Source organism: Paraburkholderia bryophila (assembly GCF_013409255.1).
In the GTDB taxonomy this organism is placed as follows: domain Bacteria; phylum Pseudomonadota; class Gammaproteobacteria; order Burkholderiales; family Burkholderiaceae; genus Paraburkholderia.
Genome location: NZ_JACCAS010000001.1, coordinates 2824047 through 2849770, shown reverse-complemented (window position 1 = coordinate 2849770; position 25724 = coordinate 2824047). Strand labels below are relative to the sequence as shown.

The following is a 25724-nucleotide window of genomic DNA, read 5'->3' as shown; positions in this document are numbered from 1 at the left end:
CGATCAAGGCTTCATGATGCCATACCAGAATTGGTATCGGAATGGCCTAAAAAGGGATTGGAAAGTTATTGGGGCCGCTCATACCATTCGTGGACTTTCTGAGCCGTTCCGCTTTGCCCCGCTGCCCATAAATCAAATCAACGCAGCACTACAACTTCAGGAGACAACCATGACCCGCAAGCTTCGTCGTTTGACGCTATCCGCGATAGCTGCCGCCGCGCTCGCCGCGCCCTTCGCCGCCCAGTTTTCCGCGCACGCGGATCAGCCGCTCAAGGTCGGCTTTCTCGTGAAGATGCCGGAACAGGCGTGGTTCATCAACGAGCAGAAAGCGGCCTCCGCGCTCGGTCAGAAGGACGGCTTCTCGGTGGTGAACATCGGCACGCCCGACGGCGAAAAAGTGCTGGCCGCGATCGACAACCTCGGCGCGCAAGGCGCCAGCGGCTTCGTGATCTGCGCGCCCGACGTGCGCCTCGGCCCGGCGATTCAGGCGCGCGCAAAGCGCTACAACATGAAGTTCGTCACCGTCGACGATCAACTCGTCGACTCCACCGGCAAGCCGCTGCCGAACGTGCCGCATCTGGGCATGTCCGCGCTCAAGATCGGCAATCAGGTCGGTCAGGCGATTAGCGACGAAATGAAACGCCGCGGCTGGAAACCCGAAGAAGTCGGCGCACTGCGCATCACGAACTACGAACTGCCGACCGCGAAGCTGCGCACCGACGGCGCGACGCAATCGCTGCTGGCCGGCGGCTTCAAGAAGGAAAACATCTTCGACGCCCCGCAGAAAACGACCGACGACGAAGGCGGGTTCAACGCTTCGTCGCCGGTGCTGGCGCAGCATCCGACCATCAAGAAGTGGGTGATCTTTGCGCTCAACGAGGAAAGCGTGCTGGGCGGCGTGCGCGCGACCGAGCAGTTGCATATTCCGGCGGCGGATGTGATCGGCGTCGGCATCAACGGCGCGGGCGAAGCGTTCGCCGAATTCCAGAAGAAAGAGCCGACGGGCTTCTACGGCACGATCGCCGTGAGTTCGACGATGCACGGCAAGGAGAGCACGGAGAACCTCGTCGAGTGGATCAAGGACGGCAAGCAGCCGCCCGCCGATACGCAGACCACCGGCAAGCTGATGGTGCGCGGCAACTGGCAGGACGTGCGTAAAGAACTCGGCATTTAAGCGGGATTCGCGTTCGCACGCGGCGGGCCGTCTCTTGCGGATTCACGCGAGCGCGGCCCGCCCAAGTTGTCCATGAGTTCGAGGTTTTCGATGACGGCTTCACCCAGTGACTCTCACCTCGGCGAGGCGGCGCTGCCGACGCAAGCGCCCTCGTCCGCAACGGCATTTGACTCGTCGCGTCCTTATCTGCGGCTCGACGGCATTACCGTGCGCTTTCCCGGTGTGCTCGCGCTCGACCAGGTTTCGCTCGAAGTACGACGTGGCGAAGTGCATGGCTTGATGGGCGAAAACGGCGCCGGCAAATCGACGCTGCTCAAGGTGCTGTCCGGTGTGAATCAACCCGCTGCGGGCACGTTGTCGCTCGACGGCGTCGAGCAGCAATTCACCACGACAAAGGCGGCGATCGCGGCGGGCGTGGCGATCATCTATCAGGAACTGCATCTGGTGCCGGAGCTGACCGTCGCGGAAAACCTGATGCTCGGCGCACTGCCCAACCGCTTCGGCGTGCTCGACGAAAAGGCGCTGGTGGCGCGCGCGGTGCGTGAACTCGAACGGCTCGGCGAGAAGATCGATCCGTCGCAACAGGTGAAGAACCTGTCGATCGGTCAGCGGCAGATGATCGAAATCGGCAAGGCGCTGATGCGCGACGCGCGCGTGATCGCGTTCGATGAGCCGACCAGTTCGCTGTCTTCGCGCGAAACCACGCAACTGTTCCGGATCATTCGCGCATTGAAGGCCGAAGGCCGCGCGATTATCTACGTCACGCATCGCATGGATGAAGTCTACGAACTATGCGATCGCGTGACGGTGTTCCGCGACGGACGCCGCATCGATACGTTCGACGCCGGCGAAGGACTCGACCGCGATCGTCTGATCAGTTGCATGGTGGGCCGCTCGATTGCCGACGTGTACGGCTACCGTTCCCGCGAACTCGGCGATGTGCAACTCGACGTCAAAGGATTGATGGGACGCGGCCTGCGTGAACCGGCTTCGTTCTCCGCGCGCCGCGGTGAAATTGTCGGCTTCTTCGGCCTGGTCGGCGCGGGACGTTCCGAGTTGATGAAGCTGATCTACGGCGCCGTCAAACCCACAGCTGGCGACATCACGCTCAAGGGAAAAGCGGTGCGCTTCGCCACGCCACGCGACGCAGTGCGCGCCGGTGTCGCGCTGTGTCCGGAAGACCGCAAGCAGGAAGGCATCGTTTCGATCGCGTCGGTGTCGGACAACCTCAACATCAGTTGCCGTCGTCACTTCAGCCGCTTCAACGTGCTCAACGGCCGCAAGGAAGCGCAGACCGCAAAAACCTTCATCGGCAAGCTCGCGATCAAGACGCGTAACGGCGACACGCCGATCGGCACGCTGTCCGGCGGCAATCAGCAGAAGGTGATTCTGTCGCGCTGGCTTGCCGAAGAGATCGACGTGTTTCTGATGGACGAACCCACGCGCGGTATCGACGTCGGCGCGCGCAGCGAAATCTACGGCTTGCTGTATGGGCTCGCCGAAGCGGGCCGCACGGTGATCGTCGTGTCGAGCGACCTCGCCGAAGTGATCGGCGTGGCGGATCGCGTGATCGTGATGAAGGAAGGCCGCATTGTCGGCGATCTGCCGAAGGCGCAGGCCACGCCGGACGCATTGATCAAGCTCGCGCTGCCACGCTAACGGCAACCGACTGCACAACACCCGGCGAAACAAAGCAGGCGCATCGCGCCATTGAAACGGAACACATCTCATGCAGACACCTTCAACCGACACCTCGACCTCCCCCGTCGTCGCCTCAGGTCTCAGCGCGCGCGCCGCGCGCACCTGGGATCTGATCAACAAGTCCGGCATCGTGATGGTGTTCGTGATTCTGTTCGCGGTGCTGTCGTTCACGGTGCCGGATTTTCTGAGCTCGCGAAACATCCAGGGGCTGCTGCTTTCCGTCACGCTGATCGGCTCGATCTCGGTGACGATGATGTTCGTGCTCGCGCTCGGCGAAGTGGATCTGTCGGTGGCGTCGATCGTCGCGTTCGCGGGCGTGGTGGCGTCCACGCTGATCACCGCGACGCATAGCGTGACGCTCGGCATTGCGGCCGGCGTGCTCGCGGGTGGCGCGGTCGGGCTGGTGAACGGCGTGCTGGTCGCGCGCTTCAAGATCAACTCGCTGATCGTCACGCTCGCGATGATGGAAGTCGTGCGCGGCCTCGCCTACATCACGTCGAACGGCGACGCGGTGATGATCTCCGAAGAGCGTTTCTTCGACCTGGGCGGTGGCGCGTTCCTCGGTATTTCATACCCGATCTGGAGCAACATCGTCGGCTTCGTGCTGTTCGGATTCTTGCTGAAGAAAACCGTGTTCGGCAAGAACGTGCTGGCGGTCGGCGGCAATAGCGAGGCGGCCTTGCTGGCGGGCTTGCCGGTCACGCGGATCAAGATCACAGTGTTCGTATTGCAAGGCCTCGTGACCGGCTTTGCCGGCGTGATGCTGGCGTCGCGCATGAGTCTGGGCGATCCGAAAACCTCGGTCGGGCTCGAACTGGGCGTGATTTCCGCGTGCGTGCTCGGCGGCGTGTCGCTGACGGGCGGCGTCGCGACGATTTCCGGTGTGCTGGTCGGCGTGCTGATCATGGGCTCGGTGCAGGACGCCATGAGCCTGATGAACGTGCCGACCTTTTATCAGTACCTGATTCGCGGCGGGATTCTGCTGCTCGCGGTGCTGTTCGATCAGTTCCGTCGCAGCAAGCGCGTGCAGTGACGCACGCCCTGCTCCCCCACTTTGCCAACAGGAGATTTCATGGCTGATTCGAACCAGACAAAAAAGCCGCTGCGCAGTCAGGCGTGGTTCGGCCTCAAGGACCGCGATGGTTTTCTGCATCGCTCGTGGATGAAAAACCAGGGCATTCCGCACGACGAGTTCGACGGGCGTCCGGTGATCGGCATCTGCAACACGTGGTCCGAACTGACGCCGTGCAACGCGCACTTTCGCGAGCTCGCGGAGTACGTGAAAAAAGGCGTGCACGAAGCCGGTGGCCTGCCGCTGGAGTTTCCGGTGATGTCGCTCGGCGAGACCAATTTGCGGCCCACCGCGATGCTGTTTCGCAACCTCGCTTCGATGGATGTCGAGGAGTCGATTCGCGGCAATCCGATGGACGGCGTGATCTTGCTGGTCGGTTGCGATAAGACCACCCCTGCGCTGCTGATGGGCGCGGCGTCATGCAATCTGCCTGCGCTGGCGGTGTCGGGCGGGCCGATGCTCAACGGCCGGTTTCGCGGCAAGCATATCGGCTCGGGCACGGGTGTCTGGCAGATGTCGGAGGAAGTCCGCGCCGGCTCGATGACGCAGGAAGAATTCACCGAAGCCGAGTCGTGCATGAACCGCTCGCGCGGTCATTGCATGACGATGGGCACGGCGTCGACGATGGCGTCGATGGTCGAATCGCTCGGCATGGGCTTGCCGCACAACGCCGCGATTCCCGCCGTCGACGCGCGCCGTCAGGTACTCGCGCATCTGGCCGGCCGGCGGATTGTCGATATGGTTCGCGAGGATCTGACCATGGACAAGATCCTCACGCGCCAGGCGTTCGAAAACGCGATTCGCACGAACGCGGCGATCGGCGGCTCGACCAATGCGGTGGTGCATCTGATCGCGCTAGCCAAGCGCATCGGCGTGGAGTTGTCGCTTGAGGATTGGGAGCTGGGTTCGAACGTGCCGTGTCTGGTGAATCTGCAGCCGTCGGGTGAATATCTGATGGAGGATTTTTACTACGCGGGCGGTTTGCCGGCGGTGTTGAAGCAAATGGGCGAACAAGGCCTGTTGCATCGCGAAGCGCTGACCGTGAACGGTAAAACGATCTGGGACAACGTGCGCAACGCGCCGAATCACGACGAGAAAGTCATCACCACGTTTGCCGAGCCGTTCAAGCCGAAGGCGGGCATCGCCGTGCTCAAGGGCAACCTCGCGCCGAATGGCGCGGTGATCAAGCCGTCGGCGGCCACCGCGCAATTGCTCAAGCATCGCGGTCGCGCGGTCGTGTTCGAAAACATCGAGGAACTGCACGCGAAGATCGACGACGAGTCGCTCGACATCGACGAGCATTGCATCATGGTGCTCAAGGGTGCGGGCCCGAAGGGTTATCCGGGTTTCGCGGAAGTCGGCAACATGCCGCTGCCGAAAAAGGTGCTGCAAAAAGGCATCACGGACATGGTGCGAATTTCCGACGGCCGCATGAGCGGCACGGCCTACGGCACGGTGGTGCTGCACGTGTCGCCGGAAGCGGCTGCGGGCGGCCCGCTCGCGTTCGTGCAAACCGGCGACATGATCGAACTGGACGTCGAAGCGCGCCGTCTGTACCTCGACGTCTCCGACGACGAACTCGCCCGCCGACGCGCCACATGGCTGCCGCCGGAGCCGCCCAAACGCGGCTACTACAAGCTGTATGTCGAGCATGTGCTGCAAGCGGATCAGGGCGCGGATCTGGACTTCCTCGTTGGCTCGAGCGGCGCGCCGGTGCCGCGCGATTCGCATTGATCGACGCGTTGACTGATGAACTGATTGATTGAACCTGCGCTTTGCGAGAAGGCGTACTGCCGATGCGGACCGATAGGCTGCATCGGCTTTTTTTGTCCGCGTGCGCCTTCGCCTCCAATTAGCTACCCGCAAAAACGCCGCGCACAAAATAAATCGGCCGGGCACGTAATGCCCGGCCGATCTATTACTCACAGGTCCACCGCCTCCGGCTTTTAACAGTCAGAGAATCTTATTGTCCGACACAACAACTCATTCCGGCGTGATACCGGAATGACGGCGTTCAGCTTATTTTCAGTTTATTGTTTGATAAAGCGATCGTTTGCCCAGAGGCCTTCCGTATCGCTATTGCCGGAATTCACGAATTCGACGTCGTGGCCGACTACGCGCACCACGCGGAAGCTCGAGTTTTCCGGCGTGGAAACGCATTGATATCCGGAGAAGAACTCCTGCATCTGCTGCTGTTCGCCAGCCTGGGCATGTACATCGGCGGCGTCGAGTTTATCCTTCGACAGACAGCCGTACGCATTGGCTTTGAATTGAATGGTTTGCTGCGGCTTGATCATGACGTCTTGCGCCTGAACAGTCGCGGCAGCCAAACCCGCAATAGCGAAAACAAGGGCGATTCGCGTTTTCATATTTTCCTCCGGTGCGGGTCGGGGAATACTCAGGTTAGCTATGTATTTAACTTTAACGTCCCACCCGCAACTTGCACTTTAGAAGAATGGCGAAGAACGACAAGCACATCTTGTGTGCGGTCGCAACAGCGGCGAATTGTCACACCATGCGTCGTGGCTGCTTAAACATTGAGCAGCCGCTTAAATGGTTGGAATGGCGATGGGTAACTGACGGATGCGCAGGGCACGCCGCTTTAACCAGTAAAGCTTTGCGGCGCGTATTGGCGTAAACGAGTAGCACCAATTAAGCGATTTACTACATTTAATTCGCGTACTTGGTGCATTGCACACAAAGTCATTCAGACGATCAAAGCAAAATCTCGAAATAACGGTGTACGTGCAGAAGATAAACGATGCCAGGCTGGGTCGCCATTGCGCGTGAGCGACGTCCGGCGACCCTCGCGCGTTCATTTTTCGCGCTGCTTCGACGCGAAAAACTCCGCCTGGAACAGGCACATGCGCAACGCGTTGTGATAGCTGCCGTTGCCGAAAAACTCCTCGATCAACTCGGCCTCATGCCTGAAGCCGCACTTTTCGTAGACGTGGATCGCCGCGGTATTCGACTTGTCCACAATCAGGTAGACCTTGCGCAGATTCAGCACCGAAAACGCATAGTCGATCGCGAGTTGAGTCGCGACGGTCGCGTAGCCGCGGCCCTGCGCGTGCGGCGCGATGATGATCTGGAACTCGCCGCGTCGGTGAATATAGTCCAGCTCGATCAACTCGACGACGCCGATGGTTTGCCCTTCGTTGTCGATCGCGACGAAGCGGCGCTCGCGCAGATCGTGCACGTGCTGGTCGTACAGTTGGGTCAGTTCGGAGAAGGTTTCGTACGGCTCCTCGAACCAGTAACGCATGATTTTCGCGTTGTTGTTCACTTCGTGCACGAAGCGCAGATCGGTGCGCTCGAGTGGGCGCAAGGTGAGGTCGTTGCTGCGTTCGGTGGTCATGAGATTCCCCTTGAGAATTATTGGTCTGGGCGCGCGAGGCCGGTGACGGCGCATCAAGCGCGCTCCAGTTAGTCAGGGCGCGTAGCCGGGAGTTCGTACAGTGTGCCAGCGCGGTGCGACATAGCCACGCGGCGAACCGAGGCGGCGCGTGGGTTTGACGGGGGGCGGGGCGTCGCGTTGTCGCAGGCGGGTTGCCGCGTGTTTATGCGTGGCGCGACACCGTTCGGGCACATGCGGTGCTCTACAATGAAATCATGCTCTTGCGATCGGAGGCCACCGTGATCGAGCACTTGATTCTGGGCGTTTTTCTGGTGATTCCGCTGCTTATCGTCGCGTTTCTTTTCTCCGACGAATTGTGGCAAGAACATCGGCATTTACACGAGATGCGACCCGCGCACGTTAAACCGCGGCGCATCGACTGGCGGCATCCGTTGCGCCGTACGCGGAATCGGCTTTAACGCGCCGTCTTTGACTAATCGCTGATCCTCCTGGGTGCTGCACAGCACGAATCGACGGTGCCGTTTTAGAATGACGGCCCGTTGAACAGGAGGTGTTGTGCGCAAACTGATGTCTTTGATGCTGCTGGCGGCCACCGCCGCGGCCTTCGTGCCGGCGGCTGCCGAGGCGCATTCCCATTCCCGGGTGGTGTGCAAACGCGTGTGGGTGCATGGTCGTCTGGTGAAGCGCTGCCGCCGCGTGCCGCCGCCACATCATTACCACCCTCACCGTCGGCCGCCGCCGCATCATGGCCCGGCGCCGTATCACCGTTGATGAATCCCGAACCCGCCGCGCGCGGGTTTTTTTACGCGGGGCGCTGCGCCCCAAGTCCGGCAGCACAGCGCGCGCAAATACGTGTCCACCAATAAAAAAGCCTGCCGTTTCGGGCAGGCTGAAAAAGAGATCCACACTCAATGCCTTGCGGGTACACAAGGCAGAGATAAGTCTAACTGGTGAACGCGCGCCGCTGGTTTCATCGGCTTTTACAGTTATTACGGCGCAATACGCGGCATTCAGCTTCGACCGACGCGTCAGCCCACCTCAATCGGCACGCCAATAAGCGCGAATCCGTTGGGCGAGGGCTTCGAGCGTGTCCGCGTCGGCGACCTCGCGCGCGTGCATGCGCAGCGGCTGGCCGTCCCAGCGCGGAATTACGTGAAAATGCACATGCGGCACGGTTTGACCGGCCGCAACGCCGTTGAACTGGCCGATAAACACGCCGTCGGGCTGCAAGGCCGCGCGCACGGCGATCGCCAGCTTCTGCGTCATACGCATGCAAGCCACCGTCGACGCATCCGACAACTCGAAAATCTCCGCCACCGCCTCTTTCGGCACCACCAGCAAATGGCCGTCCGCTTGCGGCATCAGATCCATGAAGGCCAGCGCCGTTCTGGTTTCCGCGACTTTGATGCAGGGTAGTTCGCCACGCAGAATCCTCGCGAAGGGATTGCTGTTGTCGTAGTTCATCACGCTTCCTTTCCTGGGTTGCAGGGACAGTTCGAGGGATGCCGCATTGCCTCTATTGTCCGCCTCGACTGTTACAGCGCGCGGGCCGCGCGCTTGATTGCCTGCGGTGGTTGGCCATACGCCCGCAGAAAGGCGCGCCGCATTCGTTCGGTGTCGACGAAACCGGTGTCGATGGCGACGGCTTCCATTGAATGACGGCCTGCCTCCAGCATGGCGCGCGCGGCCTCCACGCGCAACGCTTCAATCGCTTTGGCGGGTGATTGGCGGGTTTCGTCGCGAAACGCGCGGCTGAACTGCCGCGGGCTCAAATGCGCGACGTCGGCGAGTTGTTCGACCGTCAACGGCTCGCGCAGATGGTTCTTGGCATACGACAGCGCGCTCTGGATGCGATCGGATTTCGGCTCGAGATCGAGCATGGCGGAAAACTGCGACTGGCCGCCGGTGCGCCGGTGATACACCACGAGCTTCTTGGCGATCGCGCGCGACACCGCCGTGCCGAGATCGTTTTCAACCAGCGCCAGACAGAGGTCAATGCACGCCGTCATGCCGGCGGACGTCCACACGGTACCGTCGACGATAAAAATGCGGTCGTCGTCGACCCGCGCGCCGGGAAAGCGCCGTTGCAGCTCGCCCGAATAGGCCCAGTGGGTGGTGGCGTGGCGGCCGTCGAGAATACCGGCCTCCGCCAGCACGAAGGCGCCGGTGCAGATGCTGGTGGTGCGACGCGACGCGGCGAGCGCGTCGTTCAGAAACGCCAGCATGCCGGGCGACGACGGCGCGATTTCCATGGCGCCGGTCACGACCACGGTGTCGTAGGCGGGATCGCCGAATGGCCGCGAGACGACCTCGATGCCGGACGAGCTGCGCACCGTGCCGCCGTGTTCGGAAATCACCTCGACCTGATATTCGGGCTGCCCGGCCACCAGGTTGGCGAGTTCGAACACCGAGATCGCGACCATATCGAGGATCTGGAAGCCCGGAAAAACCACCACGCCGACGTGTCTCATCGCGATGTCCTAAAACGAGGTAATTATGACATTTGAGACGCAAGACTACGCGTCTAGACTTGCCTCGTCAACCTGCAGTGCGCGGTGAAACGGCACGGCAGCGGCGGTTTCCGGTTTTTCCATTCATCTGATATCTGACAGGGCACAGGCGCAACGCGCCACGCCCGCAAGGAGCACTTCAAATGGCAACGCAAGCAAACAACAAGGGAACGGCATTGGTAACGGGTGCATCGTCGGGCATCGGCGCGGTGTATGCGGACCGCCTCGCGCGGCGCGGTTACGACCTGATCCTCGTCGCACGGGATGTCGCCCGGCTGAACGGCCTGGCCGACCGTTTGAAGCAGGCCACCGGTCGCAGCGTCGAGACCATCGGCGCGGATCTGACCGTCAAAGCCGATACGCGCCGCATCGAAGACCGGCTGCGTGTGGACCAAAACATCACGATGCTGGTCAACAACGCGGGCGTCGGCGCGACGGCGTCGCTGATCGATTCCGACGTCGACGCGCTCGAACAGATGATCGAGCTGAACGTGACCGCGCTCACGCGCCTGACGGCGGCAGCCGTGCCGGGTTTCGTCGCGCGTGGCAAAGGGATTCTGATCAATGTGTCGTCGGTCGTGGCGTTGTCGCCGGAGATGTTGAACGGCACGTATAGCGGCACCAAGGCCTATGTGCTGAATCTGACGCAGTCGCTGCAGCACGAAGTGGGCGACAAGGGCGTGCAGTTGCAGGCGGTGTTGCCGGGCGCGACCAGCACGGCGTTCTGGGACCGTGCCGGACTCTCGGTCGAGCATTTGCCCGCGCAGATCGTCATGACCGCCGAAGACATGGTGGACGCGGCGCTCGCCGGTCTGGACCAGGGCGAACTGGTGACGATCCCGTCGTTGCCGGACGCGGCCGATTGGGAGCGTTTCAACACCGCGCGTCAGCATTTGCAGCCGAACCTGTCGCACAAGCTGCCGGCCGCGCGTTACGCGAGCGCCAAGGCGGCTTGAAGAAGGCTTTACGGCGCGGCGCTCTAGCGCCAATCCGTCGCCACGTCGTCGGGATCGACCAGCGTCAATCCCGACGACGGCAATGGCAGCGCCGTCTTATAGCGCACCTGCTTGAGCGCAAAACTCGAACGGATATTGGAAATACCCGGAATCTTCGTCAGATGATCGACGATGAAGCGCTCGAGCGTCTGCATATCCGGCATTACGACGCGCAACAGATAATCGGCGTCGCCCGTCATCAGATAGCACTCCATCACCTCGGGGCGCGCCGAAATCGCCTGCTCGAAACGCTGCAGCGCGTCTTCCACCTGCTTTTCCAGACTCACCTGAATAAACACGTTGATGCGCAGCCCGAGCGGTTCCGGATTGAGCAGCGTGACCTGCTGCTTGAACAGGCCCAGCTTTTCCAGCGCGCGCACGCGGTTGAAGCACGGCGTAGGCGACAGATTCACCGAGCGCGCCAGATCCGCATTGGTGATGCGCGCGTTCTGCTGCAACTGGCTAAGGATGCCGATGTCGATGCGGTCGAGCCGGCGGGGTGGCGTCGTCATAGATGAAATATTCCGTGAGGGCGGCGAATTTCGGAATAAATAGCCTATCGCAGCCGACGATCACAAGCAATTCAGACGCTCATTTTGCGACCTCATGGTTACCATTGACTCACTCGATCTTGAGCCGAACGCGTCGATTGCGGGAGTGGTGCCATGACGGATTTGTCCAACGGTAACGAGCAGGTGCGCGCGTTGAATGCGCGGCAAGTCGGCGGCGCGGAGCAGGCGGATACCGATCCGCAGGAAACCGCCGAATGGCTCGGTGCGCTCGATGCGGTGGTCGAACACGTCGGCCGCGACCGCGCGCAGTTTTTGTTCGACAAGCTGGCGAGCCACGCACTGTCGCTCGGCGTCGAATCCGCGCGCACCAACGTCACGCCGTACCAGAACACCATCCCGTTCGAGGAGCAGCCGCGTTATCCGGGCAACCTCGAACTCGAAGAACGGCTCGCCGCCGCCTTGCGCTGGAACGCGCTCGCCATGGTGGTGCGCGCAAACAAGGCCTATGGCGAACTCGGCGGCCATATCGCGAGTTATGCGTCGGCGGCAGATCTGTTCGAAGTCGGCTTCAACCATTTCTTCCGCGCGGCGGCGCCGGGCGGCGAGGAGGGTACGGGCGACCTCGTGTACTTCCAGCCGCACTCGTCGCCGGGCGTGTATGCGCGGGCTTACCTCGAAGGCTTTCTGTCCGAGGAGAACCTGCAGCATTACCGGCGCGAAATCGGCGGCCCGGGCTTATGTTCGTATCCGCATCCGTGGCTGATGCCGGACTTCTGGCAGTTCCCGACCGGCTCGATGGGCATCGGCCCGATCAACGCGATTTACCAGGCGCGCTTCATGCGCTACCTGGCCAACCGCGGCCTTGCGCAAACCGACGGCCGCAAGGTGTGGGGCTTCTTCGGTGACGGCGAGATGGACGAGCCGGAATCGACCGGCGCGCTCCCGCTCGCCGCGCGCGAGGGGCTCGACAATCTGGTGTTCGTGATCAACTGCAACCTGCAGCGTCTCGACGGCCCGGTGCGCAGCAACGGCCGCATCGTCGACGAACTGGAGGCGCATTTCATCGGCGCCGGCTGGAACGTGATCAAGGTGCTGTGGGGCTCGGACTGGGACGCGCTGTTCTCGCGCGACCGCACCGGCGCCTTGTTGCGCGCGTTCGCGCAGACCGTCGACGGTCAGTTCCAGACCTTCTCGGCGAACGACGGCGCGTACAACCGCGAACGCTTCTTCGGCCAGAACCCGGAGTTGGCCGCGCTCGCCGCGCAATTGAGCGACGACGACATCGACCGGTTGCGGCGCGGCGGTCACGACGTGCGCAAGCTGCACGCGGCCTATGCAAAAGCGTTGGCCCATCAAGGCCAGCCGACCGTGATCCTCGCGAAGACGATGAAGGGCTTCGGCATGGGCGCAGCAGGGCAGGGCCGCATGACCACGCATCAACAGAAGAAACTCGATTTCGACGACCTGAAGGCGTTTCGCGACCGTTTCCGCCTGCCGCTGACGGACCACGACGTCGAACAGGTGAAGTTTTACCAACCCGCAGCGGACAGCCCGGAAATGCAATACCTGCATGCTCGCCGGGCGGCTCTCGGAGGCTATCTGCCCAGAAGGCGGAGAGTCGCATCGACGGGGCTGATCGTCCCGCCGGTGTCCTCCTGGGGGCAATTCGCGCTGGATTCGAACGGCCGCGAGATGTCCACGACCATGGCGCTGGTGCGCATGCTGACCGCGCTGCTGAAGGACAAACAAGTCGGCCCGCGCGTGGTGCCGATCGTCGCCGACGAGGCGCGCACCTTCGGCATGGCGAACATGTTCCGCCAGGTCGGCATCTATTCGCCGCTCGGGCAGTTGTACGAGCCGGAAGACCTCGGCTCGATGCTGTACTACCGCGAGGACACCAAAGGCCAGATTCTCGAAGAAGGGATTTCGGAAGCGGGCGCGGTGTCGTCGTGGATCGCGGCGGCGACGTCGTACAGCGTGCACGATCTGCCGATGCTGCCGTTCTACATCTACTACTCGATGTTCGGTTTCCAGCGCGTTGGCGATCTGATCTGGGCGGCGGCGGATCAGCGCGCCAGAGGGTTTCTGATCGGCGCGACCTCGGGCAAGACGACGCTCGGCGGCGAGGGCTTGCAGCATCAGGACGGGTCGAGCCATCTGGCGGCATCGACGATTCCGAATTGCCGCGCGTACGATCCGGCGTTCGCGTACGAGCTTGCCGCGATCGTCGACGAGGGCATGCGCGAGATGGTCGACGCGCAGCGCGACGTGTTCTATTACGTCACCGTGACGAACGAAAACTACGCGCAGCCTTCGGTGCCGGATGGCGATTGGCCGGCGCTGAGGAAAGGGATTCTGAAGGGCATTTACGCGCTGCGCGCTCAGCAGGAAGATGCTGCGCAAGCCAAGGTGCAGTTACTCGGCGCGGGCGCGATTCTCGGCGAAGTGATCGCGGCGCAGCATTTGCTCAAGGACGACTGGCAGATCGACGCCGCCGTGTGGAGCGTCACGAGCTTCACGGAGTTGCAGCGCGACGGGATGGCGGCGGAGCGGCTTGCGCGTCTCGGCAACGGCATCGATACCGACAGCGATACCGACACGCCGTATGTCACCAAAGCGCTCGCCGCATCGCAAGGCCCGATCATCGCCGCAACGGACTATGTGCGGGCCGTGCCCGAACTGATTCGCGCCTACGTGCCGCGCCGCTACGTGACGCTCGGCACCGATGGTTTCGGCCGCAGCGATACGCGCCAGGCATTGCGCGAATTCTTCGAAGTGGACCGTCGATCCATCGTGATAGCCGCACTGAAAGCGCTGGCGGACGAGGGTGCAATCGAGGCCACCGTACTCGCCGAAGCGCGCGCCCGCTATCTGAGCGACGCAGCGCCCGGCGCCGCGTCCTGGCAATGCTGAACGATCAGTCGCTCACCGCCACCTGATTTTTCCCATCGCGCTTGGCGCGATACAGGCCGACGTCGGCGGCTTCGATCAGCTTGGTCACCGGCTCAGCCACCGACGGCACCAGCATCGCCGCGCCGATGCTGATCGTCACCACGCCGCTCGTGGAGCCCGCATGCGGAATCGCGAGCCCTTCGATCGCGATGCGGATCTTCTCGGCAAGCAGCCGCAAGCCGCCCGACGACGTGCCCGGCAGCACCACCGCGAACTCTTCGCCGCCGAAGCGCGCGGCGAGATCGGGCGAGCGTCCCAGGCAGGCTTCGACGGTTTGCGCGACGCGCTTCAGCACTTCGTCGCCGGCCACGTGGCCGTACGTGTCGTTGTAGGCCTTGAAGTTATCCACATCGATCATCAGAAAGCCGAGGCCGGTCTTGTCGCGCATGGCGCGGCGCCATTCGGCAGCCAGATACTGATCGAGGTAACGGCGATTCGACAGCCCCGTCAAACCGTCCGAATGCGTGAGCCGCTGCAACTCCAGATTGGTCGCGAGCAACTGCTGTTGCGACTGGCGCAGCGCCTGATATGCCTCGTCGCGTTGCAGCAGGTTCAGATACGAGCGCGAGTGATAACGAATCCGCGCGATCAACTCGATGCGGTCCGGCAGCTTCACCAGATAGTCGTTGGCGCCGGCGGCGAACGCCGCGCTTTTCACCAGCGGCTCTTCCTTGGTCGACAGCACGATGATCGGAATGTCGCGCGTGGCCGGATTCTGCCGGTATTGACGCACCAGCGTGAGGCCGTCGGTGCCTGGCATCACGAGGTCTTGCAGGATCACGGTGGCGCGCGTTTCGTCGGCGCAGCGCACCGCCTCTTCGGGCGACGCGCAGTAATGGAAATCCACGCTTGACTCGCCGGCCAGCGCCAGCCGGATCGCTTCGGCGATGATCGCCTGGTCGTCGACCAGCAACACCATGATCGGGCATTCGGCCGCGGGCGGATTGCCGAGGATACGGGCCAACGCGTCGTCGACGGCGAGATTGGGGGCGTCCTCCGCTTCCAACGCTTGCGCCTGCGCGTTCGCGTCGTCTTCTGCGAGGTCCTGCGCGGCGGCGTTCCGATGCGGTTTGGGAGTGTCCATGATGTTCAGCCAGAATGAATGTCAGTGAATCGAAACGTGCTCAGATGCGCTCGCGCGAACAGTGTGCGCCAATCACGCGCTGATCGCAGCCGCGAGTGCTGTAGCAATCCTCGGTAAAGGCAGAATCCTGACGGCGGCGTCGAGCGCGGCCGCCGCTTTCGGCATGCCGTACACGGCGCACGTCGCCTCGTCTTGCGCGATGGTCTGATAGCCCTTGGTGCGCATCGCCTTGAGGCCGATCGCGCCGTCGCGCCCCATGCCGGTCAGCAGCACGCCGACCGCGCGCGCCGGCCAGCGTGCCACCACGCTGTGGAAAAACACGTCGACGGATGGGCGGTACGGCGTTTCTTCCGGCACCCGCGTGTAGCCGAGCACGTTCGGCGACTTGAGATGCAGATGATCGTCGGTGGCAGCGAGCAGCACGATGCCCGCTTGCGGCCGGTCGCCTTCCCGGGCGATCCGCACCGGCAACGCCGATTGCTGGTTCAGCCAGTCGGCCATGCCGGCGGCGAACGCCGCGTCCACGTGCTGCACGATCACGGTCGCCGCCGCGAAGTCTTTCGGCAGACCGGCGAGCAGCGTGGCGAGCGCGGCAGGACCGCCCGCTGAAGCGCCGATCGCCACCAGCGGCGTATCGCGGTTCGTCGCGCTGACGGGCGCGCTGGCAGTGGCCGCGCCGGGTGCGATGCGTTCCTTGACCAGCGCGCCGATGCGGTCGATTTTCGCAATCAGTGTGGCGATGCTTTTGTGCGCGTCGGGCCCGCTCAGCGACGGCGTATCGACGGCGTCGAGCGCGCCCGCGCCCATCGCTTCATAGACGCGCCACGCGTTCGCGCCGACGTCGACGGTCACGATCAGGATCGCGCACGGCGCGCGCGCCATGATGCGGCGCGTGGCCTCGATGCCGTCGACGTTCGGCATCACCAGGTCCATCAGCACGATGTCGGGCCGCTGCGCGGTGCAGAAATCGACCGCCTGCTGGCCGTCTTGCGCGACCCATAGCACGTCGTAATCGTGGCGCGCCGCGAGCGCGCGGCGCAGCGCCTCGATAGCGAGCGGCATGTCGTTGACGATTCCGATTTTCATCTGTTTTACCCCCGGGCTTAGCCGTAAGCTTCGCCAATCAGATCACGCACCGCATCGAGTAGTGCTTCGTCGTGAAAACTGCCTTTCGCCAGATAGTAGTCGGCGCCGGCGTTCAGGCCGGCGCGACGGTCTTCTTCGCGATCTTTATATGAAACGATCATCACCGGTAGCGACTGCAACTGCGGATCGCGCTTGATCAGCGTGACCAGCTCGATGCCGTCCATGCGCGGCATGTCGATGTCGGTAATGACGAGGTCGAAGCGCTCGCCGCGCACGGCGTTCCAGCCGTCCATGCCGTCGACGGCGATCGTCACGTCGTAGCCGCGCGTGGCCAGCAGCTTGCGTTCGAGTTCGCGCACGGTGAGCGAGTCGTCGACCACCAGCACGCGGCGCGTGGTGCGCTGCGCGACTTGCGTGACGCCGTGTTGCGTGTGCTTCAGATCGCCGCCCGCGACGAGCCGTTCGACCGAACGCAGCCAGTCGTCGACGTCGGCGATCAGCACCGGGTCGCCGTTTTCCATCAACGCGCCGGCGGTGATATTGCGGACCTTGCCGAGACGCGGGTCGAGCGGCTGCACCACCAGCATCCGCTCACCGAGAAAACGGTCGACCACCACGCCGTACGTGTGCGGACCGTCGCCGATCACGATCATGCTGACGGCGTCGCTTTGATCGGCGGGCGGGGCCGTGTCCAGAATCTGATGCGCGGTGACGACGCCGATGCGCCGGCCGGCGAAGGCGATGTGCTGATGGCCTTCGAGCAATTCGATGTCCGCGCGGCTCACGTTCAGCGTGCGGTTCACATGCGCGAGCGGCACCGCGTACGGCTCGCCCGCGACTTCGATCAGCAGGCTGCGGATCACCGACAGCGTGAGCGGCAATTGCAGTTGCACGCGCGTGCCGAGGCCGGGTTCATGGGTGATGCGCACGGTGCCGCGCACGCGTTTGACCACGTCGTGCACCGCGTCGAGTCCGACGCCGCGGCCGGAGAGATCGGTCACCTGATCGCGCAGCGAAAAGCCGGGCAGCAGCAGGAATTCGAGCAGTTCGCTTTCGGACAGACGGGCGACGGTTTCGTCGCTCGCCAGCTTCTTGCGCACGATCGACGCGCGCAACGCGTCGAGGTCGATGCCCGCGCCGTCGTCGGAGACCGTGATGAGCAGCGCGCCGGCGGTGTGGCGTGCGTCGAGCGTGAGCGTGCCTTCTTCCGCCTTGCCGCGCGCGATGCGCACGGCGGGCGCTTCGATGCCGTGGTCGAGCGCGTTGCGCAGCATGTGGCCGAGCGGCGCTTCGAGCAGATCGAGAATGTCGCGGTCCACCTGGGTCGATTCGCCGACTAGTTGCCAGCGCACCTTTTTGCCAAGCGAACGCGCGACGTCGCGCACCATCCGCGCGAGTCCGCCGGTGCCGTCGCCGAACGGGCGCATCCGGCATTGCAGTGCGGCGTCGTAGAGCTGTTGCGACAAATGCGTCGAGCGACGGTCGAAGCTTTCGAGATCGGCCAGACGCTCGGCGAGCAGGTGCTGTGATTCGGCGGTGAGACGGCGCACTTCTTCGAGCGCGGCCTGGGCGCGTGGGTCGAGCTTGAGGTCGGCGAGTGTTTCGTGCAGTTGATCGAGCGCGCGGGTGCCGTCGCGATGGACGCGTTTGATGCGCAGCATCGATTGCGCGAAGGGTTTCAGCCAGCGCGATTCGACTAGCGATTCGCCGGACAGCGACAGCAGGCGGTCGAGGTTGTCGGCGCGTACGCGCAGCATGCGGCCGGATTCAGTGGTGGTGTTGGTGGTCGCAGAGGGCGTTGCGTGCTGCGCGGTGATGGCGTTGCCGGCGATGGTTGAGGTGGGCGCTGGCGGCAGCAGCAGGGCGGCCGTTGGGTCTGCGGGTGCGTTCGCAGGGGCTGAGACGTCCGCAGATGCGGGTGCGCTCGCGGATGCGGAGACGTTCGCAGGCGCAGGCGCGGAGGCAGTCGACTTCGCTTCAGCTCGCAGCGCTTCGGCTAGCAGATTGAAGGCAGCGTCGGGGTCGAATGCTGGGGTTGTGTCGGCGGCGACGGGTGACGGTGTCGTCGCTGCCCCATGCGGCGGCACACCCGCCATCCGCGCATGCAATGCCGCGACGCAAGTGCCGACCGCATCGCGTGCCGATTCATCCTCGTCATTGCCGATGCGCGCGATGATGTCCACGCCGCGCAGCAACTCGTCGATCCACGCCGCGTCGAGCAACGCGCGTCCTTCCTGCGCGGCGACGAAACACTCCTCCATCTCGTGCGCGAGTTCGACACCGACCTGCACGCCGACAATCCGCGCCGCGCCCTTCAGCGAATGCGCGGCCCGCATGCAGGCTTCGAGCGCGGCGGCGTCGCGCGGCGCACGGTCGAGCGCGAGCAGGCCGTCGTTCAGCACGCGTGCCTGAGTCCGCGCTTCTTCGCGGAAAAGATCGATCAGCGACGGGCGGCGCGGGTCGTCCGTCATCCGAGACTCCGGTTCAAGGTATCGAATAGCGCGTCGGCGTCGAGCAGACCGACGCTCATGCCGCGCCACGGCGCGACCGCGCGCGTGTGCGCGGCGGCCGCTTGCGACAGCGTGGCGGGCGGCGGGCAGAAACTGTCGAGCGCGATCCGGTGCACGCCGTCCACCTGGTCGACCGGCAACACCGCGTGTTCTTCGCCGCGCGAAACCACCAGCAGACGCGGCAACTCGTGCCGCGCGCGGTCGTCGCGACTGTTGCGATCATTGCGGTCGTTGCGCTTGTCTTGTGCAGCGCCGCCGGCGTCGAAACCGAGCAGATGCGCGAGCGACAAACACACCAGCAGCTCGCCCTGCACATTCACCACGCCCAGCACCGCGCGATGTTGCCGATGCGGCAACGTATGAATCGGCCGCGTCTGCACGATGCGCTTGAAGACCGGCGTGGGCAGCGCCAGCCATTCGTCACCGATACGAAAGACGAGGAAGGATTCGCTCGCGTTTTGTCCTTCGTGTTTTCGATGGGCCTGCGCCGGCACCCGCGCTTCATGCAGCGCGAGATCCACGCGCGGAATCGCCCGGTCCAGCAGTCTGGCCGCGGCCGCTTCGAACACCGGGCAATTCAGGCAGCGCACATAGTCGTCGAGACGCTCGCACGACGAATCGCCGCGCACGCCGATGCGGTTCCAGCAATCGTCGAAGCCGATCGTCTGCGTGTCAGCCACGTGGCGCTCCCTGTGTGCGCGACGCGCGTTGCATCAGCAGACGCGCGCCGTTGCGGTCGCCTTCGAGTTCGAGCAGTGTCGCCAGATGGGCCAGCGCTTCCGTGTGCTGCGGATCGAGATAGAGCGCTTTGCGATAGTGGCCGCGCGCGAGGTTCGTCTCGCCGTTGGCGTCGGCCAGGACGCCGAGCAGATAAAACGCGTCGGCGTGCGGCGCGTGTTGCTCCAGATAAACGTTGATCGCGGTCGCGGCTTCCGCGAGACGGCCGGCATTGGCGAGCGCGTGCGCGGCGTCCAGACTGTCGCGGGCGGCGTTGGTCGGCGCGGCGACGGCGGGCGGCAGCACGTTGTGCGTCGGCGATGAAGTTATCGGCGATTGTCGCGCTGGCGGCGATCCGGCATGAAACGACGCGGACAGCGTTGCATCGTTGAGCGGCGTGGCGGACCGAGCGGTCATGCCGCTAAGCGGCGCGATCTGTGCCGCACCGTTGATCGGTGCGCGCGCAACCGGATCGGGCCACGCGAACGGCTCCGCCGAGAACACCTGCAAGGGAGCGAGCGTGGACACCGGCGCGTGCGTCATCGCGAGTGCGGCGGCGGTCGCGAGCGGCGCGGTATGCCAACTGTTCAACTGCGTTTCGCCCGGCGCCGCGCGATGGAAGGCGAACGCTAGCGGAATCTTCGCCGACTGCATGCCGTAACGCATCAGCAGCCCGGTTTCCGCCGGACCGACGAACAGCGTGCCGTTTTCGGCGAGCACGTTATTGAGCGCGTGTAACGCGGTTTGCTGCGCTTCGCGATCGAAGTAGATCAGCACGTTGCGGCAGAACACGAAGTCGTAGACGCCCAGCGCCGCTGCGTCGAGTTGCATCAGGTTCGCGCGGGAGAATCGCACCGTATCGACGATGCGCTGCGCGAGACGCCAGCCGTCTTCGGTGCGCGCGAAGTGTGCGTCGCGAAACGGAAACGCATTGCCGCGAAATGAATTGCGGCCATAGTGCGCACTTTGCGCGACGGCGAGCGAGCGTTCGCTGATATCCATCGCGTCGATACGCAACTGCGCGGCGTCGATGCCCGCGTCGAGCAAGCTCATCGCGATCGTGTACGGCTCTTCGCCGGTTGAACACGGCAGGCTCAGAATGCGCAGCGGCAGTGCGGTGACGCGTTCGTCCAAACGCTCGTGTGCGAGCCGCGCGAGCGCCTTGAACGCGTCGGCGTCGCGATAGAACCAGGTCTCCGGCACCACCACGGTTTCGATCAGCGCCTGCACGATCGCCGGCGACGCGAGCGCCGCGTTCCAGTAGTCGGCGAGTGTGGCGTCGGCGTGACCGTCCACGTACCAGGCCGCGGCGCGCTGGTCGACCGCGCGTTCGATCGCGTTATGGCCGAGCGACGCCGCGTCGAGTCCCATGGCCCGATGCAGCAACTCGGCGAAGCGTCGGTAAAGCGGCGCGTTGTCGTGATGCGCGTTCATGCGTGCGCCTCGGGAAACAGCAGCGCCTTTACGTCGTCGGGCAGCAGATGCTCGACGCGAATCCATTGCACCAAACCACTGGCCTCGCTCGCGACCGGGCCGAGATAGCGCGCGTGAGGCAGGTCGATGCCGGCGTCGTGAAACGCGTCGGCGTCCAGACGCAAGGTGCGGGTTGCGCCTTCGAGCAGCAAACCGAGCAGGCGCACGGTGCCCGCATACGGATAGCGCACCAGCACCACGCGCGTCGACATGAGCTGCGCGGCGGGACGGCCGAGCGCGAGCGCCGGCAGATCGATCAGCGGCAGCGGCGCGCCCTCGTGCTCCAGCACACCCGCGACCCATGACGGCGCGCCGGGGATCGTTTTTGGCGGCGACTGCGGCGTGAGCGGCATCAAACGCTCCACCTGCGTCGCGTCGATCACGTAGCGTTCGCTATCGAGCGTGAAGAGGATGAAGAGCATCGGCGTGGGCGGGTGGCTGGACGGGAACGGTGTCTGGCTTCGTTGCGCGAGCTGCCGCGCGTCAGGCCACGACCTTGAAGCGCGACACGCCGGTGCGCAGACTGTTGGCGACGTGCGTCAGATCGTCGATCGCCTGGGTCGACTGGCGCAGCGATTCCGCCGTTTGCTGCGCGGCCTCGGAAAGCTGCGTCAACGCCTGAGTGATCTGTTCGGCGCCGGTCGCCTGGGTCTGCATGCCTTCGTTGACCATCGAGAAGCGCGGCGCGAGCTGCTGCACCTGCTGGATGATCTGCGTGAGATGACCGCCCACGTTCTGCACGTCGAGCATGCCGCGCCGGACTTCTTCGGAGAACTTGTCCATGCCCATCACGCCCGCGGCCACGGCCGACTGGATCTCCTTGACCATCTGTTCGATGTCGTAGGTCGCGACTGCGGTCTGATCGGCGAGGCGGCGGATTTCGGTGGCCACCACCGCGAAACCGCGACCGTATTCGCCGGCTTTTTCCGCTTCGATCGCCGCGTTCAGCGAAAGCAGGTTGGTCTGATCCGCGACCTTGGTGATCGTGGCGACGACCTGGTTGATGTTGCTGGCCTTCTCGTTGAGGATCGCGAGTTTCGCGTTGACCGAGCCGGCCGCTTCCATCACGAGGCGCATGGTTTCCTCCATGCGCGCGAGACCGGCGTGACCGGTGCCCGCGAGTGCCGCCGACTGGCCGGCTACTTCGGAGACTTCGTTCATGGTGTGCAGCAGATCGCGCGAAGTCGCGAAGATCTCGCGCGAGGTCGCGCCGATCTCGGTGGTGGTGGCGGCGGTTTCGTTCGCGGTGGCCTGCTGTTCGCGCGAGGTCGCGGCGATTTCCGTCACCGACGTGGTGACCTGCACCGCCGATTTCTGCGCCTGGCCGACCAGCGCGGTGATTTCGTCGGTCATGCGGTTAAAGCCGGTTTCGAGCGCGCCGATTTCGTCCGCGCGGTTCAGTTGCAGGCGTTGCGTCAGGTCGCCCGTGCGCATGATGTCGACGACTTGCAGCACCTTCGCCATCGGCGTGGTGACGGCGCGCAGCAGCCAGTAACCGGACAGCACGGCAACGGCCGCGGCGAGCACCAGCATCACGAGCAGGACGATGCGGGTCGCTTCGACCGAGCCGCGAATGCTTTCGGCGGATGCGTCGGCGTAGCTCTTGTTGTTCTCGACCAGCTTGCGCACCGACAGCCGGCCGGTTTCCCAGATCGGCGTGAGTTGCGTGTTGAAGATGCGCGCGGCGTTGTCTTTCGAACCCGGCAGGACGTTCAGCAACGACGCCTGGATCGGCACGTACTGCGCCTGCTGCTGGCGGAAATCGTTGAAGAGCTCACGGTCGACTTCGCGGAAGATGGTCGCGCTGTAGTCGTTGAGCAGCTTCTGAATGGTCTGCTGGGTTTCCTGCAAACGTGAGGTGTCGCGCTTGACCGTATCGGGGTCCGCGTCGACGTAGATGAGGCGCTGCGTGACGGAGTAGTTCTCGAACCACGCCGCGCGCATGGCGGTGGCGTAGTAGAGGCCAGGCATGGAGTCCTGCTGCTGGCTCTTGGCGTTGCGGTCGATACCGCCGAGCTGTTCGAAAGTGACGATCGCCATTGCCAGCATCACGATCAGCACGATCCCGAAGCTGCACAGAATCCGTTGCCGGATGGTCCATTGTTTCACGCGCACGCCCCTTACTTTGGCTTTGTCTCGAACCCGGTTGGTCGACGTGGGATGTCTCGGGGTCGAGGGATCGGAAAGCTTTGCGGGCTGTCGGATTGATCCGACAGCCTGTGCGGCGAATTTTACATTGATCGGCGGATTGGGGGGCTGATCTCGTTGACGGGTAGAACCCCTGGGAAAACAGTTTGCGACGCACGGCGCGCGGCGGTTACACGGGTAATGTCCGGTTACCACTTGCAGCATCTATTTCTGCCCGCGACCTCCACAATCCGTTCCATGCCTCAACGGCGGGAGTCAAACATGAAAAAGATCGCAGTGGCGTTGGTGATGATTGGGAGTCTGAGCGTGGCAGGGCAAGCCTCGGCTCACGGCAATGGCGGCGACGTGGTCGGTGCGCTGATCGGCGGGGCCTTGCTGGGCGCGGTGGTGACATCGGCGTTGAATCCAGCGCCGGTGGTGGCTTACCAGCAACCGGTCTATGCGCAGCCGGTGTATGCGCAACCGGCGTATCAGCCGGCACCCGTGTATGCGGGGCCGCCGCCGGGATATTGCTATGACCAGTACCGCGGCGGCTATGTCGCGTGCGGTGCGCCGCCGCCGCAAGCGCAATACGGGTATCCGGGATATCCGCAGCCTCAGCCGGGTTGGTGAGCGTCCGGCGCGCTTCGCGCGCGCTCTACGAACATTAAAAAAGCCGTCGCCTTTGAAGCGACGGCTTTTTGTTTCATATGCCGCTCAGTGCCGGTGATGTAGCCACTCCGCGTAGTGTGTGTCGAGCCAGCGCTCGAATTTTGGCGGCCTGGTCTTGTGGTGATAGTGGGACGCTGCCCAGATAACCACGCCGACCAGCAGCATGACAACGGGTCCCAGCAAATAAGCCAACAACGATTCAGACATGGGAGCCCCCGTATCGGGTTGCGTCGGACTTTTAGTGTAGGCGATGAATCGCGGGAAAGAAGGGCGACGTGATGTGCCTGGAGGCGTCTTATTCTTCTCACCTTTGGAAACCTGGCGAAGAAGTCGATTTTCTTTTGGTGGCAATGACTTGAGTCGAGTGTTTTGGGTCTTGTGTACCAAAAATCTGGCTCAGTCACTGCTTCGTGAAGCCGGTGTCGAGCCGAAAGCGTCGATCGCTAGACGCTGCTCACCCCGTCTTTCCGGCCACCCTCGATTTGCGACTCGACGAAGTCCGCCCAACCCTGCACCTGCGCACGCTGCTCCGCGGCTTCTTCCTGGTTCGCGTCTTGGCCTCCAGTTTCATCTGCTGTGTCGGTCGATTGCGTCATGTTCCGCAAATGCGCGGCCGCAGTACGCCGGAAGTCATGCAGGACGAAATGCTCCACCTCCAATCCCAGCGCTTTGACCGCCTGATTCAGCGTGCTTTTGGCGATCGGCTTGTCACCGCCCCTGACGCTCGGGAATACGAAGCTTCCACTCGCCTTGGCACGCTGAAGCTCGCGCAGCATCGACACGGCCTGACGCGGCAGATGCACCCGTTGATCCTGCTCTTTGTTCAGACGTGTGGCGGGGATCGTCCAGCGTGCGTGGTCCAGATCGAATTCGTCCCAGCGCGATTCCACCAGATCCGATTTGCGGGCCATCGTCAGCACCAGCAGATGCAGCGCCAACTTCAGCGGGCGGCGAATGCTCGACGCGTCGATGGCGCGCAGCATGGCGCCGATTTCGTCGCCGGAAAGCACGCGGGTGCGGCTGTCGAACGTGGCGATGGAGCGCGCCGGAACGACGTCGGCCGGATTGCTGGTCGCGAGTTGCCGGGCGATCAGATACGCGTAGAGACGTTTGATCACGTTGCGCGTGTGCAGCGCCATTTTCGGCGAGCCACGGCTTTTGATGCGCTCGCAGATCGCGACGACGTCGTCTGCGGTGACCGCTTTGATCGCCATGCCGCCGATGGCCGGTAACACGTCCTTGTCGAGCGCGCGACGGGTGGTGCGCCGATATTCGGCCGATTTGCCTGCCATTTCCGTTGCGAGGTACAGCTCGGCAGCTTCGCGCAGCACGTCGGCTTTGCTCTCGGCGCCGCGGTCCCGACGCGCTGTCGCGACCGGCGAGACGCCTTGCGCGACCATCTCCGCATACTTCTGCGCCTTGGCGCGCGCGACGCGCAGCGAGATCATCCGATAGTCGCCGATGGTGGCGAGCGGCTGGCGGCGGCCGTTCAGCGAATAGCGGAAGCGCCAGACCTTGGTGCCGGTCGTCATGACTTCGATGACGAGGCCGTTGCCGTCCGCGACGCAATAGCGGGTGGCGCGCGGTTCGAGCGCGCGAATCTGGCTTTCGGTGAGCGGGACGGCGAGTCGGGGCATGCTGGGATCGCGGGTACGTGGGCAGCGAGGATTTTAGCGCTTATCCGGGATGTGTACCAAAGATTGGTTGTGTTTTGGCACTACAACGGTGGATTGAAGGTGGCTGGTTGAGGTCTGATGGTTGATTCAAAAGGCCTTATTTAA

At 63.6% G+C, this 25724-nt stretch carries 22 protein-coding genes; 9 read left to right on the top strand and 13 right to left on the bottom strand.

The genetic code is table 11. The features are described from left to right. The first annotated feature begins 169 nt into the window (after positions 1-169). From GGD40_RS12630 to GGD40_RS12615, 4 genes are all read left to right on the top strand, one after another. A complete protein-coding gene (locus GGD40_RS12630; RefSeq protein ID WP_179707588.1) occupies positions 170-1174 on the top strand; it encodes an arabinose ABC transporter substrate-binding protein in 1005 nt (334 codons plus the stop codon). 90 nt (positions 1175-1264) lie between these two features. Beyond that, complete coding sequence (gene araG / locus GGD40_RS12625; protein WP_179743900.1) at positions 1265-2833, top strand: L-arabinose ABC transporter ATP-binding protein AraG; 1569 nt, start codon at positions 1265-1267, stop codon at positions 2831-2833. A 70-nt stretch (positions 2834-2903) separates the two neighbouring features. Next, positions 2904-3908: an L-arabinose ABC transporter permease AraH gene (araH, locus tag GGD40_RS12620; protein WP_179743899.1), complete on the top strand. Its 1005-nt coding sequence runs from the start codon at positions 2904-2906 to the stop codon at positions 3906-3908. A gap of 39 nt (positions 3909-3947) precedes the next feature. Next, positions 3948-5681, top strand: a complete 1734-nt coding sequence (locus tag GGD40_RS12615; protein WP_179743898.1) for an IlvD/Edd family dehydratase — start codon at positions 3948-3950, stop codon at positions 5679-5681. Positions 5682-5977: 296 nt separating this feature from the next. On the opposite strand, the gene sap1 is transcribed toward GGD40_RS12615, so the two are convergent. Both sap1 and speG read right to left on the bottom strand, forming a co-directional pair. Continuing rightward, the gene (sap1, locus tag GGD40_RS12610; RefSeq protein ID WP_179707580.1) at positions 5978-6316 is read right to left on the bottom strand and encodes a surface attachment protein Sap1; all 339 of its coding nucleotides are present in this window, start codon (positions 6314-6316) and stop codon (positions 5978-5980) included. A gap of 446 nt (positions 6317-6762) precedes the next feature. Then, on the bottom strand, positions 6763-7305 hold the full coding sequence (gene speG, locus GGD40_RS12605; protein ID WP_179743897.1) for a spermidine N1-acetyltransferase: 543 nt from the start codon (positions 7303-7305) through the stop codon (positions 6763-6765). A 278-nt stretch (positions 7306-7583) separates the two neighbouring features. On the opposite strand from speG, the gene GGD40_RS12600 reads away from it, so the two are divergent. Beyond that, positions 7584-7763 carry a hypothetical protein gene (locus GGD40_RS12600; protein WP_179708932.1) on the top strand — a complete coding sequence of 60 codons (180 nt, stop codon included), beginning with the start codon at positions 7584-7586 and terminating at the stop codon, positions 7761-7763. Positions 7764-7860: 97 nt separating this feature from the next. After that, positions 7861-8076: a hypothetical protein gene (locus tag GGD40_RS12595; protein ID WP_179743896.1), complete on the top strand. Its 216-nt coding sequence runs from the start codon at positions 7861-7863 to the stop codon at positions 8074-8076. 267 nt (positions 8077-8343) lie between these two features. On the opposite strand, the gene GGD40_RS12590 is transcribed toward GGD40_RS12595, so the two are convergent. Beyond that, on the bottom strand, positions 8344-8769 hold the full coding sequence (locus tag GGD40_RS12590; RefSeq protein ID WP_179743895.1) for an HIT family protein: 426 nt from the start codon (positions 8767-8769) through the stop codon (positions 8344-8346). A 71-nt stretch (positions 8770-8840) separates the two neighbouring features. Beyond that, on the bottom strand, positions 8841-9776 hold the full coding sequence (locus GGD40_RS12585; RefSeq protein ID WP_179743894.1) for a GlxA family transcriptional regulator: 936 nt from the start codon (positions 9774-9776) through the stop codon (positions 8841-8843). 182 nt (positions 9777-9958) lie between these two features. On the opposite strand from GGD40_RS12585, the gene GGD40_RS12580 reads away from it, so the two are divergent. Continuing rightward, positions 9959-10771, top strand: coding sequence for an SDR family NAD(P)-dependent oxidoreductase (locus tag GGD40_RS12580; RefSeq protein ID WP_179743893.1), 813 nt, complete (start codon positions 9959-9961; stop codon positions 10769-10771). Positions 10772-10794: 23 nt separating this feature from the next. On the opposite strand, the gene GGD40_RS12575 is transcribed toward GGD40_RS12580, so the two are convergent. Continuing rightward, positions 10795-11322: an Lrp/AsnC family transcriptional regulator gene (locus tag GGD40_RS12575; protein ID WP_105512263.1), complete on the bottom strand. Its 528-nt coding sequence runs from the start codon at positions 11320-11322 to the stop codon at positions 10795-10797. A gap of 153 nt (positions 11323-11475) precedes the next feature. On the opposite strand from GGD40_RS12575, the gene mdeB reads away from it, so the two are divergent. Next, positions 11476-14235, top strand: coding sequence for an alpha-ketoglutarate dehydrogenase (gene mdeB, locus GGD40_RS12570; protein WP_179743892.1), 2760 nt, complete (start codon positions 11476-11478; stop codon positions 14233-14235). 4 nt (positions 14236-14239) lie between these two features. Here the strand turns inward: mdeB and GGD40_RS12565 are convergent, their stop codons facing one another. The 7 genes from GGD40_RS12565 to GGD40_RS12535 form a co-directional block, all read right to left on the bottom strand. Next, the gene (locus GGD40_RS12565; RefSeq protein ID WP_179743891.1) at positions 14240-15358 is read right to left on the bottom strand and encodes a diguanylate cyclase; all 1119 of its coding nucleotides are present in this window, start codon (positions 15356-15358) and stop codon (positions 14240-14242) included. Positions 15359-15430: 72 nt separating this feature from the next. Next, positions 15431-16444 carry a chemotaxis response regulator protein-glutamate methylesterase gene (locus GGD40_RS12560; RefSeq protein ID WP_179743890.1) on the bottom strand — a complete coding sequence of 338 codons (1014 nt, stop codon included), beginning with the start codon at positions 16442-16444 and terminating at the stop codon, positions 15431-15433. 17 nt (positions 16445-16461) lie between these two features. Beyond that, positions 16462-18915, bottom strand: a complete 2454-nt coding sequence (locus GGD40_RS12555) for a hybrid sensor histidine kinase/response regulator (protein WP_179743889.1) — start codon at positions 18913-18915, stop codon at positions 16462-16464. After that, a complete protein-coding gene (locus tag GGD40_RS12550; protein ID WP_179743888.1) occupies positions 18912-19634 on the bottom strand; it encodes a chemotaxis protein CheW in 723 nt (240 codons plus the stop codon). The genes GGD40_RS12555 and GGD40_RS12550 overlap by 4 nt, the downstream gene beginning before the upstream one ends. Further along, positions 19627-21105, bottom strand: a complete 1479-nt coding sequence (locus GGD40_RS12545; RefSeq protein ID WP_179743887.1) for a CheR family methyltransferase — start codon at positions 21103-21105, stop codon at positions 19627-19629. The genes GGD40_RS12550 and GGD40_RS12545 overlap by 8 nt, the downstream gene beginning before the upstream one ends. Then, positions 21102-21566 carry a chemotaxis protein CheW gene (locus GGD40_RS12540; protein WP_179743886.1) on the bottom strand — a complete coding sequence of 155 codons (465 nt, stop codon included), beginning with the start codon at positions 21564-21566 and terminating at the stop codon, positions 21102-21104. The genes GGD40_RS12545 and GGD40_RS12540 overlap by 4 nt, the downstream gene beginning before the upstream one ends. Positions 21567-21627: 61 nt before the next feature. Next, positions 21628-23253, bottom strand: coding sequence for a methyl-accepting chemotaxis protein (locus GGD40_RS12535; protein ID WP_179743885.1), 1626 nt, complete (start codon positions 23251-23253; stop codon positions 21628-21630). Positions 23254-23553: 300 nt separating this feature from the next. Here GGD40_RS12535 and GGD40_RS12530 point away from each other — a divergent pair, with 300 nt between their 5' ends. Beyond that, entirely contained in the window at positions 23554-23904 is a 351-nt protein-coding gene (locus tag GGD40_RS12530; protein WP_179743884.1) for an ecotin precursor, read from the top strand. Between the two features lie 482 nt (positions 23905-24386). Here the strand turns inward: GGD40_RS12530 and GGD40_RS12525 are convergent, their stop codons facing one another. Then, entirely contained in the window at positions 24387-25580 is a 1194-nt protein-coding gene (locus GGD40_RS12525) for a tyrosine-type recombinase/integrase (RefSeq protein ID WP_179743883.1), read from the bottom strand. Positions 25581-25724 lie beyond the last annotated feature (144 nt).

Excerpts from the sequence above, each read along its gene's own strand:
- GGD40_RS12630 (WP_179707588.1), top strand. The coding sequence starts at position 170 with ATGACCCGCAAGCTTCGTCGTTTGACGCTATCCGCGATAGCTGCCGCC.
- araG (WP_179743900.1), top strand. The coding sequence starts at position 1,265 with ATGACGGCTTCACCCAGTGACTCTCACCTCGGCGAGGCGGCGCTGCCG.
- araH (WP_179743899.1), top strand. The coding sequence starts at position 2,904 with ATGCAGACACCTTCAACCGACACCTCGACCTCCCCCGTCGTCGCCTCA.
- GGD40_RS12615 (WP_179743898.1), top strand. The coding sequence starts at position 3,948 with ATGGCTGATTCGAACCAGACAAAAAAGCCGCTGCGCAGTCAGGCGTGG.
- sap1 (WP_179707580.1), bottom strand. The coding sequence starts at position 6,316 with ATGAAAACGCGAATCGCCCTTGTTTTCGCTATTGCGGGTTTGGCTGCC.
- speG (WP_179743897.1), bottom strand. The coding sequence starts at position 7,305 with ATGACCACCGAACGCAGCAACGACCTCACCTTGCGCCCACTCGAGCGC.
- GGD40_RS12590 (WP_179743895.1), bottom strand. The coding sequence starts at position 8,769 with ATGAACTACGACAACAGCAATCCCTTCGCGAGGATTCTGCGTGGCGAA.
- GGD40_RS12585 (WP_179743894.1), bottom strand. The coding sequence starts at position 9,776 with ATGAGACACGTCGGCGTGGTGGTTTTTCCGGGCTTCCAGATCCTCGAT.
- GGD40_RS12580 (WP_179743893.1), top strand. The coding sequence starts at position 9,959 with ATGGCAACGCAAGCAAACAACAAGGGAACGGCATTGGTAACGGGTGCA.
- GGD40_RS12575 (WP_105512263.1), bottom strand. The coding sequence starts at position 11,322 with ATGACGACGCCACCCCGCCGGCTCGACCGCATCGACATCGGCATCCTT.
- mdeB (WP_179743892.1), top strand. The coding sequence starts at position 11,476 with ATGACGGATTTGTCCAACGGTAACGAGCAGGTGCGCGCGTTGAATGCG.
- GGD40_RS12565 (WP_179743891.1), bottom strand. The coding sequence starts at position 15,358 with ATGGACACTCCCAAACCGCATCGGAACGCCGCCGCGCAGGACCTCGCA.
- GGD40_RS12560 (WP_179743890.1), bottom strand. The coding sequence starts at position 16,444 with ATGAAAATCGGAATCGTCAACGACATGCCGCTCGCTATCGAGGCGCTG.
- GGD40_RS12555 (WP_179743889.1), bottom strand. The coding sequence starts at position 18,915 with ATGACGGACGACCCGCGCCGCCCGTCGCTGATCGATCTTTTCCGCGAA.
- GGD40_RS12545 (WP_179743887.1), bottom strand. The coding sequence starts at position 21,105 with ATGAACGCGCATCACGACAACGCGCCGCTTTACCGACGCTTCGCCGAG.
- GGD40_RS12540 (WP_179743886.1), bottom strand. The coding sequence starts at position 21,566 with ATGCTCTTCATCCTCTTCACGCTCGATAGCGAACGCTACGTGATCGAC.
- GGD40_RS12530 (WP_179743884.1), top strand. The coding sequence starts at position 23,554 with ATGAAAAAGATCGCAGTGGCGTTGGTGATGATTGGGAGTCTGAGCGTG.
- GGD40_RS12525 (WP_179743883.1), bottom strand. The coding sequence starts at position 25,580 with ATGCCCCGACTCGCCGTCCCGCTCACCGAAAGCCAGATTCGCGCGCTC.